At 59.2% G+C, this 20,589-nt stretch carries 15 protein-coding genes and 1 tRNA gene; 4 read left to right on the plus strand and 12 right to left on the minus strand.

Annotated elements, in window-relative coordinates; translation table 11 throughout:
* Positions 1-52: 52 nt before the first annotated feature.
* From pqqB to ACYZUC_RS22865, 6 genes are all read right to left on the minus strand, one after another.
* Entirely contained in the window at positions 53-964 is a 912-nt protein-coding gene (gene pqqB, locus ACYZUC_RS22840) for a pyrroloquinoline quinone biosynthesis protein PqqB (protein WP_461990562.1), read from the minus strand.
* A 72-nt stretch (positions 965-1,036) separates the two neighbouring features.
* Positions 1,037-1,111 (minus strand): pyrroloquinoline quinone precursor peptide PqqA, encoded by a 75-nt coding sequence (gene pqqA / locus ACYZUC_RS22845; protein ID WP_009045898.1) that lies wholly within the window; start codon positions 1,109-1,111, stop codon positions 1,037-1,039.
* Between the two features lie 155 nt (positions 1,112-1,266).
* Entirely contained in the window at positions 1,267-3,693 is a 2,427-nt protein-coding gene (pqqF, locus tag ACYZUC_RS22850; RefSeq protein WP_461990564.1) for a pyrroloquinoline quinone biosynthesis protein PqqF, read from the minus strand.
* Between the two features lie 48 nt (positions 3,694-3,741).
* Positions 3,742-4,536, minus strand: coding sequence for a carbon-nitrogen hydrolase family protein (locus ACYZUC_RS22855; RefSeq protein WP_461990566.1), 795 nt, complete (start codon positions 4,534-4,536; stop codon positions 3,742-3,744).
* 12 nt (positions 4,537-4,548) lie between these two features.
* Positions 4,549-6,231, minus strand: a complete 1,683-nt coding sequence (locus ACYZUC_RS22860; protein WP_461990568.1) for a flavin monoamine oxidase family protein — start codon at positions 6,229-6,231, stop codon at positions 4,549-4,551.
* A 264-nt stretch (positions 6,232-6,495) separates the two neighbouring features.
* Complete coding sequence (locus ACYZUC_RS22865) at positions 6,496-6,957, minus strand: Lrp/AsnC family transcriptional regulator (protein ID WP_008027020.1); 462 nt, start codon at positions 6,955-6,957, stop codon at positions 6,496-6,498.
* 174 nt (positions 6,958-7,131) lie between these two features.
* Here ACYZUC_RS22865 and ACYZUC_RS22870 point away from each other — a divergent pair, with 174 nt between their 5' ends.
* Entirely contained in the window at positions 7,132-9,486 is a 2,355-nt protein-coding gene (locus ACYZUC_RS22870; protein WP_461990570.1) for a glucose/quinate/shikimate family membrane-bound PQQ-dependent dehydrogenase, read from the plus strand.
* A gap of 120 nt (positions 9,487-9,606) precedes the next feature.
* The gene (locus ACYZUC_RS22875; protein ID WP_461990572.1) at positions 9,607-10,254 is read left to right on the plus strand and encodes a peptidase M41; all 648 of its coding nucleotides are present in this window, start codon (positions 9,607-9,609) and stop codon (positions 10,252-10,254) included.
* 69 nt (positions 10,255-10,323) lie between these two features.
* Here the strand turns inward: ACYZUC_RS22875 and ACYZUC_RS22880 are convergent, their stop codons facing one another.
* A complete protein-coding gene (locus tag ACYZUC_RS22880; RefSeq protein WP_461990574.1) occupies positions 10,324-10,632 on the minus strand; it encodes a DUF3077 domain-containing protein in 309 nt (102 codons plus the stop codon).
* A 497-nt stretch (positions 10,633-11,129) separates the two neighbouring features.
* Here ACYZUC_RS22880 and ACYZUC_RS22885 point away from each other — a divergent pair, with 497 nt between their 5' ends.
* Both ACYZUC_RS22885 and ACYZUC_RS22890 read left to right on the plus strand, forming a co-directional pair.
* The gene (locus tag ACYZUC_RS22885; protein WP_461990576.1) at positions 11,130-11,495 is read left to right on the plus strand and encodes a type II toxin-antitoxin system RelE/ParE family toxin; all 366 of its coding nucleotides are present in this window, start codon (positions 11,130-11,132) and stop codon (positions 11,493-11,495) included.
* A complete protein-coding gene (locus tag ACYZUC_RS22890) occupies positions 11,488-11,793 on the plus strand; it encodes a helix-turn-helix domain-containing protein (RefSeq protein WP_008027032.1) in 306 nt (101 codons plus the stop codon). The genes ACYZUC_RS22885 and ACYZUC_RS22890 overlap by 8 nt, the downstream gene beginning before the upstream one ends.
* Positions 11,794-11,871: 78 nt before the next feature.
* On the opposite strand, the gene ACYZUC_RS22895 is transcribed toward ACYZUC_RS22890, so the two are convergent.
* From ACYZUC_RS22895 to rpsU, 5 genes are all read right to left on the minus strand, one after another.
* Positions 11,872-11,948: transfer RNA gene (locus tag ACYZUC_RS22895), tRNA-Ile, on the minus strand.
* Positions 11,949-11,963: 15 nt separating this feature from the next.
* The gene (locus tag ACYZUC_RS22900; RefSeq protein WP_461990578.1) at positions 11,964-15,710 is read right to left on the minus strand and encodes a bifunctional diguanylate cyclase/phosphodiesterase; all 3,747 of its coding nucleotides are present in this window, start codon (positions 15,708-15,710) and stop codon (positions 11,964-11,966) included.
* A 122-nt stretch (positions 15,711-15,832) separates the two neighbouring features.
* Positions 15,833-17,680 carry an RNA polymerase sigma factor RpoD gene (gene rpoD / locus ACYZUC_RS22905; RefSeq protein ID WP_461990580.1) on the minus strand — a complete coding sequence of 616 codons (1,848 nt, stop codon included), beginning with the start codon at positions 17,678-17,680 and terminating at the stop codon, positions 15,833-15,835.
* Positions 17,681-17,747: 67 nt separating this feature from the next.
* Entirely contained in the window at positions 17,748-19,727 is a 1,980-nt protein-coding gene (gene dnaG / locus ACYZUC_RS22910; RefSeq protein ID WP_461990582.1) for a DNA primase, read from the minus strand.
* Positions 19,728-20,208: 481 nt separating this feature from the next.
* A complete protein-coding gene (rpsU, locus tag ACYZUC_RS22915) occupies positions 20,209-20,424 on the minus strand; it encodes a 30S ribosomal protein S21 (RefSeq protein ID WP_002551877.1) in 216 nt (71 codons plus the stop codon).
* Between the last annotated feature and the right edge of the window lie 165 nt (positions 20,425-20,589).

Genomic DNA, 20,589 nt, shown 5'->3' on the forward strand with positions numbered 1-20,589 from the left:
GGTTCGGCGCTATCCCTGTAGGAGCGAGGCTTGCCCGCGAAGGGGCCGTCGGCTACAACACAATACTCATGCCGTCATACGCCACTTCAACGTCCCGCCGAGCCAGCTCGGCGCGCTCCGGCGAATCCTCATCAAGGATCGGGTTGGTGTTGTTGATGTGGATAAGCACCTTGCGCTGCTTGGGCAACTGTTCCAGCACTTCCAGCATACCGCCGGGGCCGTTCTGCGCCAGATGGCCCATTTCCCGGCCGGTGCGGGTGCCGACACCACGGCGCTGCATTTCGTCGTCGTCCCACATCGTGCCGTCCACCAGCAGGCAGTCGCTGCCGGCCATGATCTCCAGCAACGGCGCGTCGACCTTGCCCAGGCCCGGCGCGTAGAACAGCTTGCCGCCGGTGTTCAGGTCTTCAATGATCAAACCGATGTTGTCGCCCGGATGCGGGTCGAAGCGGTGCGGCGAATACGGTGGCGCGGCGCTGCGCAGCGGCAGCGGGGTGAAACGCAGGCTCGGGCAGGCCGGGATGGTGAAGCTGCGGTCGAGTTCGATGCGGTTCCAGTTCAGCCCACCGTTCCAGTGGGTCAGCATGGTGAACAGCGGGAAGCCGGTGCTCAGGTCTTCATGGACCATGTCGGTGCACCAGACGTTGTGCGGGCAACCCTCGCGCAGGCTGAGCAGGCCGGTGGTGTGATCGATCTGGCTGTCCATCAGGATAATCGCGCTGATGCCGGTATCGCGCAGGGCGCGGCCCGGTTGCATCGGGGCAAAACTCTGGAGCTGGGCGCGGATGTCCGGCGAGGCGTTGCACAGCACCCAGTTCACGCCGTCATCGGAAATCGCGATGGACGACTGAGTCCGTGCCTTGGCGTTCAGGCTCCCGTCGCGAAAACCTGCGCAGTTCACGCAGTTGCAGTTCCACTGGGGGAAACCGCCGCCGGCGGCGGAACCTAGAATCTGGACAAACATGGGTGCTCCATCATTTCAACGCTGAAAATAAAAACGCCTCGGCAAACCGAGGCGCTGAACGGCAGGACAAGCTTAGCGGCTTGCGAAGTACATGGTGACTTCAAAGCCGATACGCAGGTCGGTGTAAGCAGGTTTGGACCAGGACATGGGAGCGCTCCTTCAGGTGATGGGACAGTTGAGATCTATACATATAGTCCACCTCCAGCCGGAGATGTTCAGATAGTTAGGTGGCTATGTTACTCAAAATTACAGAGCGATTGGCCTGCAATCTCGGAAAAAGCTAATTGCACCAGCGGTAATGATCATTTTGCCACTTGCCAAGGCGCCTCCGGCTGCGAACTGCTGGCCAGACCGCGCCAGCCGCCCTCGGCGTTGATCAGGTGCTGTGCGGTGGCGCGCAGGGCAGAACGATCGACGTCCAGAATGGCTTGGGGAAGCTGCGTCAGATAATCCGATGAGTGGCCAGCCAGCTTGCCCTGCCAGAGCAGTTCGGCGGCTTGGGCGGCGGGCAATGCAGGAATCTGGAATTGATCGGCCAAGGCCTGACGCTGGGCAATGAAGGTCGCCTCGTCGATGCCGTCGATCATTGCGGGCAAGTCGTTCAGAAAGTCTTCCATGTGTTGCAGCAGGTTCAGAGGCTCGACGCTCGGTGATTGCACGCCGAACAGAACGCCCGTCTGCCCATGGACCTGACGCAGCGCACTGAATACCGCATAACCCAGTTGCAACTCAACGCGCAGGCGCTGGTAGAACGGCGTCTGACAAATGTGCGCCAGCAAACGCCACGCGGCTTCGTCAGAGATTTCCTGCGTGGCCGTCGGACAGAACAGCAACAACGCGTGTTCGCTGGAACCGGTGTCGACGGCGGTCCACAGACGCTGCCCGTTGATCGAGGACGGCAACGACGGTTGAGTGTCCGCAATGCCGGGCACGCGACTCAGGGCGAAACCCATCGCTGCTTGAGTCTGTGCCGACAACCCGATTGCCAGGCCTTCCCAGCGCGCCGTCGACCACAGCTGCTGCAAGTCATCAGCGACAGCGCTGTGCTCAAGGCAATGATCAGGCAGCGCTTTCAACAGTTGTTTAATCGGTATCAACGCGGCGCTGTTCGGTTCTTCCTGTGAGAAACCGGCGTCAGGGTTTGTCAGCTCTTTCAGCGCATGTTCGAGGACGGTCGGCATCGACTCTTGCAGCCCCGTCATTTTCAGCAACCATTCATTTCCTGAAGCGCTGAAAGAAAAGTCGACGCCCGCCTGACGGGCATCCTCGCGCAGCGGCTGCAGGTGGTTTTCCAGACCCTGCTGATGGCAGGGTTGAGGTTTGGACTCTAGTCGCCAGCGCAGATAAATCGCGCCTTCAGCGGTGTTGTCCGGCAGGGCCTGGCTGAATTGCATCGGCGAGTTTTCGCGACGGCTGCGCGAGCGGTCCTGCGCAAATGTCCGCAGGCCACGGTGTTTGCTGGTCTGGCCGCGAATCAGGCCGGCATTTGGGGGCGGCGCCTCGGCGCGCAAGAACGGATTCGGTGTCGGCAGTTGCCATTCACCGCTGAAGTTATCCACAGCGCCGATTTTCTTCAGGATGTCCTTGAGCGCTGCAACGCCCTGCTCGGATAACCCGGTTTCAAGCTGTTCGCTGTCGAGTCGGGCCAGTTGCAGCGCGCTGCTGACTTGTTGCTGGCGCTGAAGCACGGCAGCGTACTCGTCACGCAGAAGGGCCCAATCTTGCTGAGCTGCAAAAAAGCCCAGCCAATCCAGGAGCTTCTCGCTCAGGACGCTCGCCGATGCGGTCGTTGTGAATTCAACGTGCAGCACGGCTTGTCCGGCAAATTGATACAGCGGCTTGGCATTCAGATGCTCAGCCAAACCGCATTCGCGCAATACAGTCAGCAGCCCGCCGGGTTTCGCGGCGTTCAACCAATGGCACAGAAACGCCAATGCTTCGGTCGACGCATTGGGCAGTGCTTCGAAGGTAAACAGCAGATCCAGCCGACGCTCGCCAGCCTGTTGATAACTTGCGACTGGAGATTCCATCAGCGGCACAGGAGCCTGTTGCGGGAGGTTTTCTCCCACGGAAATCACCGCGCCGAACTTCAGCGCCATTTGCTTCAACTCTTCGATACTTTGCGGGCCGGCCAGGCTCAGCGTCATCTGTCCGGTCTGATAAAACCGTTGATGGAAATCCTGCAGCGCTTGCTGAAACTCCGGTTGCTGCACGGGCAGGCTGTCGCGGTTGCCGGCATGAAAGCCGCGCAACGGATGAGTCGGCGAAAGCCCATCGAACAACGCCAGTTGCTGCTGTGCCGTAGGATCCTGCGACCAGGCGACAAACTCCGCGTGCAACACTTCCCGTTCCCGCAACTGATCGTCCAGATTCATACGCGGATGAGCGAGCATGTCTGACAGACGCTGCAGTCCTCCGTTGAAGACTTGAGGCGGCAACTCGAAAAAGAAGTCGGTGGTGCGCTCGCTGGTCCGTGCATTCACCTGCCCGCCATGACCTTGTACGTAGGCCATCAGCCCTTGTTCCGCAGGAAAACGCTCGGTACCGAGAAACAGCAGGTGTTCAAGAAAATGCGCCAGGCCTGGCCATGCCAATGGCACGTCATGACTGCCCGCGGCGACCCGCAACGCGGCCGCACAACGCTTCAGATTCGGGGCATGACGCAGCGTCACCCGCAGGCCGTTGGCCAGGGTTTCAGTGTGAGGGCGAGGGGGATTCAGCGCAGGCATGAGCACTTCCAGAACAGGGAAGCGCTAATGCTAGCGGATTACTGGGTGTCAGCGCTTGTTCAGCTCGCCGTAAAGCTCTGGGCGGCGATCGAGGAAGTAACGATTGGCGGCGCGGGAATCGATCATCAACTGGCGATCCAGCTCACCGACAATCAGCGCTTCATCGAGGCCCGCCTGTGCGATGCGGCTGCCATCCGGCGCGGCGATGCTGCTCTGGCCGCAATAGTGGATGTCGCCTTCGTTGCCGCAGTAATTGGCATAAGCCACGTAACACTGGTTTTCGAAGGCGCGGGCGCGGACGGTGACGTCGGCGATAAAGTCGTAAGGAATCATGTTCGCCGTCGGCACCAGAATCAGCTCGGCGCCGGCCAGGGCCAGACGCCGCGCGTTCTCCGGGAACTCCATGTCGTAGCAAATCAGGAAACCGAGCTTCCAGCCGTTGAGCTCCACCAGCGGAAAATCATCCTGGCCGGCGCTGAACATCGAGTGATCGAGGTCGCCGAACAGGTGAGTCTTGCGGTAGTTGCACAGGCGCTCGCCATTGGCGTCGATCAGTTGCACGGCGTTGTAGATCTGCCCGTCTTCGGTACGCTCGGGATAGCCATACAAAATGGCGATCCCCGCTGTCTTGGCAATGCGCGCGATCTGCTGCGCCGACTCTCCGTTGTGCACCTCCGCCAGGACGCTGACGGCATCGACGCCGATGTTGTAACCGGTCAGGAACATTTCCGGCAGCACCAGCAAATCGGCGCCTTTGGCCTCCAGTGCCAGTTGTTGCAGGCGTTGCAAATTGCCGGCGACGTCCAGAGGTAGCGGTGGACATTGGTAAAGGGCTACGCGCATTTCGAACTCCTTTTACTCGGGCAGGGCAATCGGACCGATCTCGTTGAACACATCTCCTGGACCCGGGTTCTCGGCGTGAGTTTCACCGCCGAAGTGTTTCATGATGCCCCACACCGCATTGAGCGAGGTCTGCACCGCGCCCTCGACCCATGCCGGTGTCCACGAAACGTCGTCGCCAGCGATGAAAATCCCGCGCTGTTCGGCCGGCATCTCAGCCTGCATGAAGTGCGCATACATGCGCTGGTTGTAACGGTAGTGACCGGGCAATGCGCCTTTGAACGCGCCAAGGAAGTGCGGGTCGGCTTCCCACGACACGGTGATCGGATCGCCGATGATTCGCGCTGCGATGTCGACTTTCGGGTAGATCTTTTTCAGCGCGTTCAACGCCAGTTCGACGCGTTTTTCCACTGGGTGTGGAAGCATTTTCAACGCGTCGCTCATCCACGAGTACGACAGGCAAATCACGCCCGGCTTGTCGTCGCCGTTGTCGAACAGATAGGTGCCGCGGGTCAGGCGATCGGTGAGGGTCATGCTCATCAGGTCGCGGCCGGTTTCCGGATCCTTGTCCTTCCAGAACGGGCGGTCGACCATCACGAAGGTTTTCGACGATTGCATGTAGCGGGTGCGGTCGAGGGCCATCCACATCTTTTGCGAGAACAGGGTTTCGTCGCATTCGATCTGGGTGGTCAGCAGCCAGCTCTGGCAGGTGGTCAGTACCGCCGCGTATTCGCGGGTATCGCCGTTGTTATCGGTGACCGCAAAACGGCCGTCCGCGGCGTGAGCGATTTTTTTGACCCCGGAGCGTGGCGCGCCTCTGTGCAGCGACTTGAGGCTGGTGCCTTCGGGCCAGTGCACGCAACGTTCCGGCGCATGGCGCCAGATGCCTTGCGGCACTTGTTCGACGCCGCCGACGACCAAGTGTTGGTGATCGTCGCAGTTGGTCATCACTACGCGGAAGATTTCCAGCATCGAGTTCGGGAAGTCCGAGTCCCAGCCGCCAGTGCCGAAACCAACCTGGCCGAATACTTCGCGGTGATGGAACGACAGCTTGGCGAATGCTTCGGAGGTGGCGACGAAGTCGTAGAAGGTGCGGTCGTCCCACAGCGGAACGAGGGTGTTCCACAACTCTTTGAGGCGTGGCACGTCGCGGTCGCGGATCGCTTGCTGGATATCGGAGAACTGCGAACCGGCTTCCAGTGCGTCCGCCCACGCGTCAGCCACTTCCTGGAACAGTGCAGGAAGATCCGCCAGTTTCTGTGCGTAATGGGTTTTGCCTTCCAGGTCGATGACGGTGCTGCCAGAGGCAGGGGTCAGCGGATTGGGAAAGGGTTTGGTCTCGAGGCCGAGCTTGTCGACATAGTGGTAAAACGCGGTGGACGACACCGGGAAGCGCATGCCGCCCAGTTCGGCGACGATGCCATCGGTCCCGTTGAACGCCTGCGAGCGCAGACGGCCGCCCATTTTCGAGGCCTCATAGACGACGGGCTTGAGGCCCAGTTTCATCAGTTCGTAGGCCGCGACCAAACCGGCGATACCGGCGCCGACAATCGCCACTTCGGCGCCGTGGTTGTGCGCAGGAATGCTGCCGAGGCCGGCCGGGTGTTCGATCCAGTCGTCGAAGGCGAAAGGAAAGTCCGGGCCGAAAATGGTGACTGGTTTTTTACCGTCTGCAGGATGGCGATTGTTCTTGTTCATGGCTGACCTTGCTGGCGACCGGACGCGGAGTGCGCGTCTGAGTATAGGAAAAGATGGCAGCCATTCTAGAGAGCGTAGAACACGTTAATAAGACGCAATGTGTCGTCGTTTTGCTAATTAATTGAGCAAAATGACGAGCTATCGCTACACACCGTCCAGTGTGGGAGCGAGCCTGCTCGCGAAGAGGGTGTGTCAGTCGACATTGATATTGTTTGGTAAATCGATTCGCCGGCAAGCCGGTCTCGCTCCCACCGTGGACCGCATCTAAACCGGCTGGCCGCGATCAATCTTGCTGCTGAGAATGATCGACGTGGTCGTCTTCTCCACCCCGTCCACACTGCCGATCTGATCCAGCAACTGATCCAGCTGCTCCGGCGAATCAGTGCGCAACCACGCCACATAATCAAATTCGCCACTCACCGCACACAACTGCTGAACCTGAGCCATCGCACTCAACCGCCGCAATACCTCCTTGCCCGAGCGCGGTTGCACGGTTATCCCGACGTACGCCTGCAATCCGCCGTCCACCACACGCTGGCCCAAGCGCACGCCATAACCGGTGATGACCCTGGCCTTTTCCAGGCGCGACAGCCGCGACGTTACGGTGGTGCGGGCGATTCCCAATTGCCGGGCGAGCATGGCCACGCTTTCGCGGGCATTGATTTGCAGGGCCGCGATCAATTGGCGGTCGATTTCGTCAAGAACGGGCGGGCGAGTGTCAGGCAATGGTCGTCTCCAGCAACACAAATCAATGGGTCAGCATGTTACAGCACCGCTCGCATACCGGATGTTTGATCTAGCCTCAGTACCGTTCATGCCATTTTTGCCTGCGACAATTTGCCATAAGTAACTAGGTAGTACATTATTCCGCGCTTGTCACAAATGGGGAAAATTACCGACATGAATAATTCTGGGGCTGCCGGCGGCGGCAAATGGTTGCTGTCGGGGCTGGGTGTCCTGATTGCGTTGATCGGACTCGGCCTGGCCGGTGGCGGCGGTTATCTGGTCTCGCTGGGTGGCAGCTGGTATTTCCTGCTGATGGGCCTGGCGATGTTGGTGTCCGGGCTGATGATCGCCCGTCGCAAGCCGCAAGGTGCGTGGCTGTATGGTGTGGCGCTGATTCTTACCGCGATCTGGGCCGTATGGGACACCGGTTTCGAATACTGGCCGCTGGTCTCGCGCGTGCTGACCTTTGCCGTGATCGGTCTGGTCGTCGCGCTTGTTTACCCGACGCTGGTGCGTGCTTCAGGCGCGACTGCCGACCGTGGCGCTTATGGCCTCGCCGGTATCCTGGGCGTCGGCGTTGTCGCTACGATGGCCTACATGTTCGTGCCGACCCATGTGGTCAAGGCCAGCATTGAACCGGCTGTTACGCCGGTCGCTCCGGGTACCGAGCAGAAAGACTGGGCCCATTGGGGCAACACCACCGCTGGTAACCGCTTTGCTGCGCTGGACCAGATCAACAAAGGCAACATCGACAAGTTGCAGGTGGCGTGGACCTTCCGCACCGGCGACATCCCGCAAAGCACCGGCGCTGGCGCTGAAGACCAGAACACCCCGCTGCAAATCGGCGACACGGTCTACACCTGCACCGCTTACGGCAAAGTCTTCGCGCTGGACGTCGACACTGGCGCCCAACGCTGGAAGTTCGACCCGCAAGGTACTGCGCCAAACTGGCAGCGTTGCCGTGGCCTGGGTTATTCCGAGACCCCTGCGTCTTCGGACATCCAGCCAGCAGCCTGTACGAAACGTCTGTTTCTGCCGACCGGCGATGCCCGTCTGATCGCGATCAATGCCGAGACCGGCAAGCCGTGTGAAGAGTTTGGCAACAAAGGCACGGTCGATCTGACCACCGACATGGGTGAGGTGAAGCCCGGTTACTACCAGCAAACCTCAACCCCGCTGGTCGCAGGTGACGTGGTGATCGTCGGTGGCCGTGTGGCCGATAACTACTCCACCGGCGAACCGCCAGGCGTAGTCCGCGCTTACGATGTACGCAGCGGTGAACTGGTGTGGGCGTGGGATCCGGGCAATCCGAACACCACCAAACGCCCGCCGGCTGGTGAGACCTACACCCGTGGCACACCGAACGTATGGTCGGCCATGTCCTACGACGCCAAACTCGGTCTGGTCTACTTGCCCACCGGCAACGCCACGCCAGACTTCTTCGGCGGCCAACGCACGGCATTCGATGACAAGTGGAACTCGTCCATCGTCGCCATCGACGTGAAGACCGGTCAGGTGCGCTGGCACTTCCAGACCACCCATCACGACCTGTGGGACTTCGACTTGCCGGCCCAACCGTTGTTGTACGACGTGCCGGACGACAAGGGCGGCCTGCAGCCAGCCTTGGCGCAAGTCACCAAACAGGGCGAAATCTTCCTGCTCAACCGCGAAACCGGCGTGCCGATCGCGCGCGTCGAAGAGCGCCCGGTTCCGCAAGGTAGTGTGCCCGGCGAACGCTATTCGCCCACCCAGCCGTTCTCGGTGGACATGCCATCCATCGGCAACAAGACCCTGACCGAAGCCGACATGTGGGGCGCCACGCCGTTTGACCAGTTGATGTGCCGCATCCAGTTCAAAGGCATGCGCCACGAAGGCGTCTACACCCCGCCGGGCATGGACCGCGCGCTGCAATTCCCGGGTTCGTTGGGCGGCATGAACTGGGGCAGCGTTTCGGTTGATCCAAACACGAACTACATGTTCGTCAACGACATGCGCCTGGGCTTGGCCAACTACATGATCCCGCGCAACAAGATCGCCGCCGGGGCCAGCGGTATCGAAATGGGCGTCGTGCCACAGGAAGGCACACCGTTCGGGGCGATGCGCGAACGCTTCCTCTCGGCGGTGGGCATTCCGTGCCAGAAGCCGCCGTTCGGCACCATGTCCGCCATCGACCTCAAGACCCACAAACTGATGTGGCAAGTCCCGGTCGGCACCGTTCAGGACACCGGTCCGCTGGGCATCCGCATGCATTTGCAGATTCCGATTGGCATGCCGACCCTCGGTGCTTCTCTGGCCACCCAGTCCGGCCTGCTGTTTTTCGCCGGTACCCAGGATTTCTACCTGCGGGCGTTCGATACGGGTAACGGGAATGAGATCTGGAAGTCGCGTTTGCCAGTGGGTAGCCAGTCGGGTCCGATGACTTACGTTTCGCCGAAAACCGGTAAGCAGTACATCCTGCTGACGGTGGGCGGTGCGCGTCAGTCGACCGATCGTGGGGACTATGTAATTGCGTACGCCTTGCCCAAGTAAAGGCTGAATTGCAGGTACGAAAAAGCCGCGCGATTGCGCGGCTTTTTTGGCTGAGCGGACGGAATAGACAGCTATCGTCAATCGTAGTCGAATGTGAGGTCGGGGAAACGGGGCGATGAAATGACCAAGAATATGCCCGCCGCTGTACATGATCATGCATTGCAGATCGCCCATCACGAAATGGGCCACTACGTCGTTGCTCGCGCACTGGGGTTTGCAACCGGCGGCGTGACCCTGTCCGTGACCATGGATTTGCGCCATCAAGGAGGCGCTGCCATTACCCTGGCGCACCCGATTTCATCGATGGAAGCAATGAAAGCGCACGTGGAAGCCCGAATGATGGTCCTGATGGCCGGCGCCATGGGGCAGACATTGTCTTCGATGCATCGGTCCGGGAATCGCGTCGACAAGACGAAAGCCGTCACCATCCTGAAAGGTTCGCTGGGGGCGGAACAGGACTACGCAAAAGTAAAAGAGCTTCAGTATTTGCTGCGCAACATCACCTATCCCGATACGGACCCCACGTCATCTGACCTTATTGCGGCTGAGCTTCAGGCGATGACTGATCGCATGTGGGGTCGGACTCAAGCAATCGTCGAGGATCTGGCGGACACGATTACCGAACTGGGACGCGTGTTGGTCGACGCCATGGTCATCGTGGAGCAGTGGGGCAGGGCGGCGGATACGTATGAGGTGGTGTTTACGCGTGAAATGCTTGAGCGGTTGCGGCCGGTGCAGGCCATTCCAGCGTTGGGTGTTTGGGCGTAAGACAGCGCACCACCGATCATCCTGTGAAAGCCCCGAATTCTCGGGGCTCATTCCACGGTCAATCGACCGCTATTTTTTGGACTCCGTATCGGTGCGATCAGGTCCGCGCTCCAGCACCTTCATCACATCATCGACCACGGCCTTGCTCATCGACGTCAGGTAATGCGCGGCCCAGGCGTGGCGGTCGGTGTCTTTGGCGTAGGCGGCGTCCATGGTCAGTTCCTTGGCGAGGTACAACAGATTGGAGGCTTGGGCTAATGCGTCGGCAAGGGGAACGCCGCGACTGACATGGAACAGCGCCTGGTTTGAGCAGTAGATGAAGGGTGTGAGGCCGATGGTTTGTAGTTCTGAAAACGCGGTCGAATCTGTTTTGCTCATAGTCTTGCTCCTTGACATAGGGAGCTGCCGCATTCGTTACCACACGAATGGGAGGCAGCTGTGCGCAGGGTGGTAAACCGGGAGCCAAGGAGACCGGCACGCCCTAGAGCGTCCCACGCACAGCCGCCATAACACAGGATCACAGCCGTAAAGAACTGACTGTTCATGTGATGGAAACGCTGTTGCGCCTTTTCTCGCCGGGTTACCACACCCGATCACTGCATTTGCAGCGACGTCCGGAGACTATCCCGTCGAAGAAAAGCACAACAAGGCATCAAAGTGCCCACAAAACACGATTCGGAGTTTGCCTACAAGGTCTGCGGACGTCATCCGATATTGCGCCACCTGAAGTAAACAAAACCAAACGCCAGAAGCCGAACACTCACATCCCGCTCGAAACCGCCCTTAACAATTGCATTGGCAACCAAGGTGGCCGCACGGCCGCTAACGCCTAAAGTTATTCCCTTGAGATCATATTCCTTGGGTGGCATATTGGTATGGGTTGGGAAATTGAATACACCGATGAATTTGAAGTCTGGTGGGAGAGGTTGGACGCGAAAGAGCAGTCCTCGGTGTCAGCCAGCGTCGATCTGCTTGGGTTACTCGGCCCGGGCCTGCGTTTCCCACATAGCAGCGACATTAAAGGTTCACGACTGGGCAACCTCCGAGAGTTGCGGGTCCAGCATGCCGGTCGTCCCATTCGCGTGCTTTACGCGTTTGATCCACGCCGATGCGCGCTACTTTTAATCGGAGGGGATAAAACCGGGCAAAACCGTTGGTATGACGAGCATGTCCCGCTGGCTGAAAAACTGTATGACGACCATTTGGAAATATTGCGTAAAGAGGGCCGCAACGATGGCTAAAAAATTTGCTGAACTTCAAGCCCGTATGACGCCAGAGTCTCGTGCTAACGCAGAGCGGTTGTTCCAGCAGCACCTGAAAGAAATGCCCCTGCACGAGCTGCGTAAGGCCCAAGAATTGAGCCAGGAAACGCTGGCCAAGATGCTGCACGTCAATCAGGCGGCGATTTCCAGGATGGAACGACGCACAGACATGTACATCAGCACGCTGCGCAACTACATCCGCGCAATGGGGGGCGAGCTGGAAATCATCGCGACCTTTCCTGAGGGCCAGGTAAAGATCGAGAACTTTGCGAACTGAGCGATCCGAAAAATAGAGCTACAAAAAACCAGTCACTCAGACACGCAAAAGCCGCGCATTAAGCGCGGCTTTTTTGTTTGGTGGGCCCACACGGACTTGAACCGTGGACCAAAGGATTATGAGTCCTCTGCTCTAACCAACTGAGCTATAGGCCCTCAGTAGGCCGCGGATTATAGCGACGGTTTCTCGGCTGTGCTATCCGAAAAATCCGATACGGCTATACGAAGAAACGTCGCGGCGAATTCGTCCGCCCGCAACGGCAAGCTGACGATGTAGCCCTGAATCTGTTCGCAGCCTTCTTCGGCGAGAAATAGTTGCTGCGCCAGGGTCTCGACGCCTTCGGCTATCACGGTGAATTGCATGCTGCGACCCAGCGCGATGATGGCGCGAACGATTGCCGCATCGTGGGGATCATCCGGCAGGCCGCGGACGAAAGACTGGTCGATCTTGAGAATATCCAGCGGCAGGCGTTTGAGGTAGCTCAGGGAGGAATAGCCGGTGCCGAAGTCGTCGATGGCCAGTTGCACGCCCAGGTGTTTGAGTTGATGCAGCACCGCCAGCGCCTCCTCGGCCTGGCTCATGATGAAGTTCTCGGTAATTTCCAGTTGCAATAAACCGGGCTGAAGGCCGTTGTCCTTGAGCAGTTGTTCGATTCGGCCGAGCAGGTTGGGTTGACGCAGTTGTGCGCCTGCGAGATTGACCGACAGCGGGCCGAGGCACTCATAGGTCTGATTCCATTCGTACATCTGCCGACACGCGGTCTCGAGCACCCAGTCGCCGATTTGCAGAATCATCCCGTTCTCTTCGGCCAGCGGAATGAAGTGCTCTGGCGGCACGGCGCCGAAGGTCGGGTGATGCCAGCGAATCAGCGCTTCGGCGCCGACAAGGCGATGGTCCTCCAGGCTGATTTTTGGCTGGTAACACAGGAACAGCTCATTGCGCTCGATGGCGCGGCGCAGTTCGTGCTCCAGCGCGATACGCTCGCTGGCCTGGGCGGTCAGGTCGCGGGTATAGCTTTCGACCCGGTTGCGGCCCTTGGCCTTGGAGCGATACATCGCCGCGTCGGCGTTTTTGACCAGTGTGGCGACGTCACAGCCGTCCTTGGGATACAGGCTGGTGCCGATGCTGGCGCTGATGAAGAACTCATGCTCGCCCGCCTGGAATGGCGCGCTGAAGCAGTTGAGCAACTTGGTTGCGATATTGTCGGCGTCGGTGGATTGCTGCAGGCCTGGCAGCAGGATGATGAATTCGTCGCCGCCCAGCCGCGCCACGGTGTCGATATCGCGCAACTGCTCCTTCAGACGCACGGCGATGCCCTTGAGCAGCAGGTCGCCGACCGGGTGGCCGAGGCTGTCGTTGATGTGTTTGAAGCGGTCCAGATCGAGGAACAACACCGCGCCCTGGCCGCCGTTTTCCTGTTGGTTGTTGAGCGCGGTCAGCAGCCGGCTTTCGAACAGTGTGCGGTTGGGCAGGCCGGTGAGCGGGTCGTGGTGCGCCTGATAATCGAGTTTGGCTTGCGCGTGCTTCAGGCTGGAAATGTCTGCGAACACGGCAACAAAGTGGGTGATGAACTTGTCGCGGTTGCGCACGGCGCTGATGGTCAGCCAGCTCGGGTACAACTCGCCGTTTTTGCGCCGGTTGGAAATCTCGCCCTGCCAATGGCCTTCGGCGGTCAGTTGATGCCACATGGCCGCGTAGAAAGCGCTGTCATGCAGGCCCGAGGCTAGCAGGCGCGGGGTGTGGCCCAGTGCTTCGCTTTCGCTGTAACCGGTAATTTCAGTAAACGCGCGATTGACTGCGCTGATGTGTTGCTGCGTGTCGGTGATCAAAACCCCCTCGGCGGTGCTCTCGAACACAGTCGCGGCTTGTTGCAGTTTTTCCTGCATCAGGTGTCGCTCGGTGATGTCCCGGGCGATGGTCAACATGCAGTCTTCATCGCCGATCGGCAGCGGCCGGCTGGACACCTCGCAGAGGCGGATCTGCCCGTCGCTGCGGCGGATATGGCAGCTGAAGTCGCGGACGAAACCGTCCCGGTGCAGCAGGTCGAGCATCTGTTTGCGTTCGTTGAGGTTGACCCAGATCCCCAACTCAAGCGCCGAACGATCCACCGACATCGCACTGTTGAAGCCGGTAATGCGACTGAAGCCTTCATTGACCTCCAGCAGCAAGCCATCGCTCTGCCGGGACAGCAGCAAACCGTCGGGGGACGCGTGGAAGGCTTTGGCGAATTTCTCTTCGGACGTTTGCAGCTGTTGCTGGGTCTCCTTGAGCTTACTGATATCGCGCACGACCACCACCAGCGCCGGGGTCGTGTCGAGGTCGAAAGGTTCGGCGGAGATCAGGCCGGTAAACACTTGGCCATTGCTGCGGCGAAAGGGCATCTCCAGGTTGCGGATGCTGCCGGCCTGCAAGCGTTGCAACAGGCCCGGCCCTACGCCGGGTATGCCCCAGATGTTCAGGTCGGTGGCGGTCTGACCGATGACTTCCTCGGCTTTGAGACCAATCTGCTCCTCGAACGCTTCGTTGACCTCCAGCAGGCAGCCATCCGACAGCCGCGCGATGACCAGAATGTCCGGGCATTGCTGGAACACCGAGGCAAACTTCTGCTCCGACAGGCGCAACGCCTCTTCGGTGCGCTTGGCTTCGCTGATGTCGATCATCAGCCCGCGCATCACCGGTTCATGACCGTGCTCGATCAGGCTGACGATGTCGCGCACCCACAGGCAACGGCCGTCGGCGGTGATGACCCGGTAATCGAGGCTGTGATCACGCCCGGCCAGGACTTCGTGATCGCAAAAGGTCTGGGCGCGGGTCAGGTCGGCGGGGTGGATGATGTTGCGCCAGAACCCCGGAATCAGCCAATGGGACAGGGGATAACCAAGCAATTCTTCGGCGTGGGGCGACACATAGCTGTAGGTGAAATCGGTGATCCGTGCTTCCCAGGCAATGGCCGAAAGGCTCTCCACCAGCCCGCGATAATGGTATTCGCTGCTGCGCAGTTCCTGTTCCAGGTCGACGCGGCGGGAGATTTCCGAACTCAGTCGGCGATTGATCCGGATGACCACCGCCAGCACAGTGATCAGCAACAGCAACCCCGGCAGGCCGTAAACGATCAGGTCGGACCAGAAGGTTCGATGATCGAGGACGTTACCGACCCAATGTTCCTGGATGGCGCTGATTTCTGCCGGTGTCATGTCCGCCAGGACTTTGTCGAGGATGCCGACCAGAATCTTCTTGTCCTGAGGTACGCCCATGGCCAGTTGATAGCGATAGGGCGTCTCGCCGCTGACATAGAGCCCATCGAGCTTGAGTTGACGCAAGCTCCAGACGCTGGAAGCGAGATCGCCGACCACCGCGTCCACTTCATCGGTCGCCAGTGCCTGCAAGGCCGAACTGACGTTGGGCATGCCCACAAGGTTCAGGTCGGGGTGGTGAGTGCGCAGCAGTTCATGAGGCGCGTAGTTTTCCACCACGGCGATTTTCAGACCGTACAAGTCTTCGAGCTTGCGCGGTTGAGCGCCTCCGACGTGGGCAAGAATGACGATCGGAAAGTCCAGGTAGGGGCGCGTAAACGACAGGTATTTCTGACGCTCCGGGGTCGACATGATGCCCGGTAACAGGTCCAGTTTCGCTTGCTTGGCCTGCTCAAGCACAGCCGTCCAGCTCACAGGCTCGATGGGCGTGAGCTTAATGGCCAGGCGTTGGCGAATCAGGTCGATGTAATCCGCCGCAAGGCCCTGATAGCGGCCCTGATCGTCGCGAAATTCAAAGGGTGGCCATGACGCATCGACACCCAGGCGCAAGTCAGGGTGGGCCGTCAACCAGCTACGTTCTTCGTCGGTCAGAGTCAGCGCGCCAGCCGTTGCGGTCCAGGTCATCAGCGACAGCAAAAAAAGCACGGTCGGCAGTCTGGGCATAACGGTCTCGTTATGGCTCGGGGGAATGTTTCGAGTGTAGACGGGCAATTCGGCGGGAGGGAAGTGCGGGGGATTTAATCTGCATAAAGCAAAACCCCCGGCCTGGGCCGGGGGTTTTGTGATCACTCGTCGAGGAAGGAGCGCAGATGCTCGCTTCTCGTCGGGTGGCGCAGCTTGCGCAGCGCCTTGGCTTCGATCTGACGAATCCGTTCACGGGTCACGTCGAACTGCTTACCAACCTCTTCAAGCGTGTGGTCGGTATTCATGTCGATACCGAAGCGCATGCGCAGAACCTTGGCTTCACGGGCAGTGAGGCCGGACAGAACTTCGCGAGTCGCTTCTTTAAGGCTCTCAACGGTAGCAACATCGATTGGCGACTGCATGGTCGAGTCTTCGATGAAGTCACCCAGATGGGAGTCTTCGTCATCACCGATCGGGGTTTCCATGGAGATCGGCTCTTTAGCGATCTTCAATACCTTGCGGATCTTGTCCTCAGGCATTTCCATGCGTTCGCCCAGCTCTTCCGGGGTCGGTTCGCGACCCATTTCCTGCAACATCTGCCGGGAAATACGGTTGAGCTTGTTGATCGTCTCGATCATGTGCACCGGAATACGGATGGTGCGGGCCTGGTCGGCGATCGAGCGAGTGATCGCCTGACGGATCCACCAGGTGGCATAAGTCGAGAATTTGTAGCCGCGGCGGTATTCGAACTTGTCTACCGCTTTCATCAAACCGATGTTGCCTTCCTGGATCAGATCGAGGAATTGCAGGCCACGGTTGGTGTACTTCTTGGCGATGGAGATCACCAGACGCAAGTTCGCTTCGACCATCTCTTTCTTCGCGCGGCGGGCCTTGGCCTCACCGATCGACATGCGACGGTTGATGTCCTTGATCTCGGCGATCGTCAAACCTGTTTCGGTTTCCAGCGCGGTCAGCTTCTGCTGGCAACGAATGATGTCCGGCTGCAGGCGACCAATGGCTTCGGCATATTTGCTTTTGCCTTTGGCCAGAGCGTCGCTCCAGCTTTCGTCAACTTCGTTGCCCGGGAACTGGCGCAGGAAGTCGGCACGCGGCATACGGGCATCACGCACACACAATTGCATGATCGCGCGCTCTTGCTGACGCAGACGATCCAGGGCACTGCGAACACGCTCGACCAGGCCTTCGAATTGCTTCGGCACCAGTTTGATCGGCATGAACAGCTCAGCCAGGGCCAACAGTTCAGCGATAGCTGCCTTGTTGTTGCGACCGTGCTTTTTCAGAGCCTTGCGGGTGATTTCCATCTGATCAGCGACAGCGCCAAAACGCTGTGCGGCGATGACCGGATCCGGACCGCTTTCGGCTTCTTCTTCGTCATCCGAAGCTTCGGCGTCATCATCGTCGGTATCGTCGTCCGCTTTCACGGCTTTCGGATCGACTGGCGGCGGCACTTCTGCAGCAGGCGGCGCAATGCCGTCGTCCGGGTCGATATAACCGCTCAGGACGTCGGACAGGCGGCCACCTTCGGTGGTGACGCGAGTGTATTCGGAGAGAATATGGTCAACCGTGCCAGGGAAGTGCGCGATTGCGCCCATCACTTCGCGGATGCCTTCTTCAATACGTTTGGCGATTTCGATTTCGCCTTCACGTGTCAGGAGCTCTACCGTACCCATTTCGCGCATGTACATGCGCACCGGGTCGGTGGTGCGACCGATGTCGGTTTCGACCGCTGCCAACGCTGCTGCTGCCTCTTCGGCCGCGGCTTCGTCGGTATCGGCGTCGGCCAGCATAAGGGAATCCTTATCTGGCGCAACCTCGAATACGTTGATCCCCATGTCATTGATCATGCGGATGATGTCTTCCACCTGTTCCGGATCTGAAATATCCTCCGGCAGGTGGTCGTTGACCTCCGCGTAAGTCAGGTAGCCCTGCTCACGACCAAGTGTGATCAACTCTTTGATACGAGACTGCTGTTGCGCTTTTCCGGACATAACACCCTATCCACTGAAGGTCTTGGCGGGCAAAAAACAAGCCGAGGATTATACCTGAGCTATGACCTCACGCGCCAGTTGAGGTCGGGTTTGGTGCAGCCATATTGCGTTTTAATAGGTCGCGCATCTGATTTGCGATCTGATTTGCTTCCTCTGCGGTCAATCCCGGCTGTCTTGCTTTTCTGATAAGTGCTTCCAGGCTATCGGTGTGTTGACCGGCTGATAGCCTAGTAATGGTGTCTAAAAACTGTTGTTCAAGGTTGCCGCCTTCAATCAGCCATTCCTTTTCTGCCAATGCTTTGAGAAGACGTCCCTGCTCCGTCCCGTGCCAGCGGGCCATTAACTGAATTGAGTTTAGCTTAGGATTTTTTTGCACGGCCTCGATAAGGGCCACCAGCAATTGCGCGTAGGTGTTGCTCTCATTGGCGAAATGGTCGGCGGTTTCTACCTTGCCAGCCAGTTCCGGGTGATGAATGAGCGTGCGGAGCGCAATCAGGGTCGGGGCTTCCACGGCAATCGGTGTGCGCGGAGCGCTTTGTTGATCGCGATCACCGCCACGCTTGCCATTTTTGTCCCACGGTTTCTTGTCCCATTTCTTGCCGCCGGCGCCGGGTTTCTTCGGCGTCCATTCCTGCTGCGGCACGTACATCTCTTGTGCCTGCGGCTGATGGTAGTCGCTGTAATCCGGCATAGCGTCGTAATCGACGCCCGGATCGTAGGCAGGCGGCGCGTCCTGAGGTGCGCTTTGCACCAGCTGGCTCACGGCTTCGCCACTGAGCCCGGTGATTTCGGACAGGCGCTTGCGCATGAGGATCCGCAGGTTCGCGCCCGGAACCTTGTCGATCAGCGGCGCCGCGAGGGTGGCCATGTGGGCCTTGCCTTCGAGCGAGCGCGGGTCCGACTCCTCGGTCAGTTGCTGGAAAAAGTAGTCTGCCAATGGCTGCGCGTGCTGGTTGATCCGCGCGCGGAAAGCATCGGTGCCTTCGGAGCGGACCAGCGTATCCGGGTCTTCGCCCTCGGGCAGAAACAGAAAGCGCGCCCGTCGCCCGTCTTGCAGGCAAGGCAGGGTGGCTTCCAGTGCTCGCCATGCGGCGTTACGGCCAGCCTGGTCGCCGTCGAAGCAGAACAAAACGTTGGGCACGACGCGAAACAGGCGCTTCAAGTGCTCTTCGCTGGTGGCGGTGCCAAGTGTGGCGACGGCATTGCGCAGGCCTTGCTGGGCGAGGGCGATGACGTCCATGTAGCCTTCGACGACGATGATTTCGTCGAGGTTGCGGTTGTTTTTGCGTGCTTCATAAAGGCCGTAGAGTTCCTGGCCTTTATGGAATACCGGGGTTTCCGGCGAGTTCAGGTATTTCGGTTTGTCATCGCCCAGCACCCGGCCACCGAAAGCAATGATGCGGCCGCGGCTGTCGCGGATCGGAAACATCACGCGATCGCGGAAGCGGTCATAGCGTTTGCCGGTTTCGGCGTTTTCGATCAGCAGGCCGGCATCGACCATGGCTTTCTGTTGCAGGGTGTCGCTGCTCAAGTGCTTGAACAGATTGTCCCAGCCGGGCGGAGCGAAACCGAGGCCGAAGTCCCGGGCGATCTCGCCGGTCAGCCCGCGACCTTTCAAGTAATCCACCGCGGCTTTGCGCGACGGATGGCTTTTCAGTGCCTGGCGATAGAAGTCGGCGGCGGCAGTGAGCAGCGGGTACAGCGGCGAATCGGTTGGCTGCCGCGGTTTGTGCGGCCGGCCGCTTTCTTCGCGGGGGATTTCCATGCCGGCGGCTTTGGCCAGTTCTTCGACAGCCTGGATGAAGTCCAGGTTGTCGTGGTCCATCATGAAGCCGAGAGCGTTACCGCCAGCGCCGCAGCCGAAGCAGTAATAGAACTGCTTGTCGGGGCTGACGCTGAAGGAGGGGGTTTTCTCTTTGTGGAACGGGCAGCAGGCGGTGTAGTTTTTGCCGGCCTTTTTCAGTTGCAGGCGCGAGCTGACCACATCGACGATGTCGGTGCGGTTCAGAAGGTCGTCAATGAAGCTCTGGGGAATTAGCCCGGCCATGGCGGTCTCGTCATCTGCGCTGAAATGGACCCAAAACGAAGGGCCGGCGAACGCGGGTCATTGCTTGAGGCGCGCAAAGTGTGCGGCTCGACCAGTGTCGTCTGCATAATCGCTGTCGGGAAGTGTATCTGCCGAAAATCCACTGACGTTAATACCAATCAGTATTCGACTATTTGAAAGTGTTTCGCTGAATCCGCTGCGGCCAGTCGATGGCCTCGGATAGCTCATAAGCGGGCACGCAAGAAGGTGCCTTGGGCTGATCGTCGTGAGAGGAATCAGTGGGTGTGCTCGTCAGTAGCCTTGGAAGGCTCGTCAGAAAAGACGTGCACCGCTGGCAAAAGAGCCAGGTCTGACGCTGTGAAGCAGGTTTGTCTCGGTCGCGTCTGCGGCTTTGACGGTGAAGCATCAAGCGTTGTCCGCAAATGCCATTAGCCCGGCTGAGGGCCGGGCTTGGCAGAAGCTTGCTACGAACGTCTGTGTATTAGTACAGGCGAACGGCGCGGCGCTGTTCGCGCTGAACTTTCTTGGCGTGACGCTTAACAGCGGCTGCTGCTTTGCGCTTACGCTCAGAAGTTGGCTTCTCGTAAAATTCGCGGCTACGAACTTCAGCCAGTACACCGGCTTTTTCGCAGGAGCGCTTGAAACGACGCAGAGCTACGTCGAAGGGTTCGTTCTCTTTTACTTTGACGGCTGGCATCCAGAGCTACCTTCATTCATTACCGGGGTCAACATCCTCGCGGCAAAAGAGCACTTGAAGACGTCGGTTTTTAAGGGTTGCGGATGTTAACCCCTCATCGCTCGGAATGCAAAGCCTCTGATCGAAAACCGCTAGTCGGGGCATCACATGGCGACTATTATGCGC

The sequence above is a fragment of the Pseudomonas sp. GT1P32 genome, from assembly GCF_054897805.1.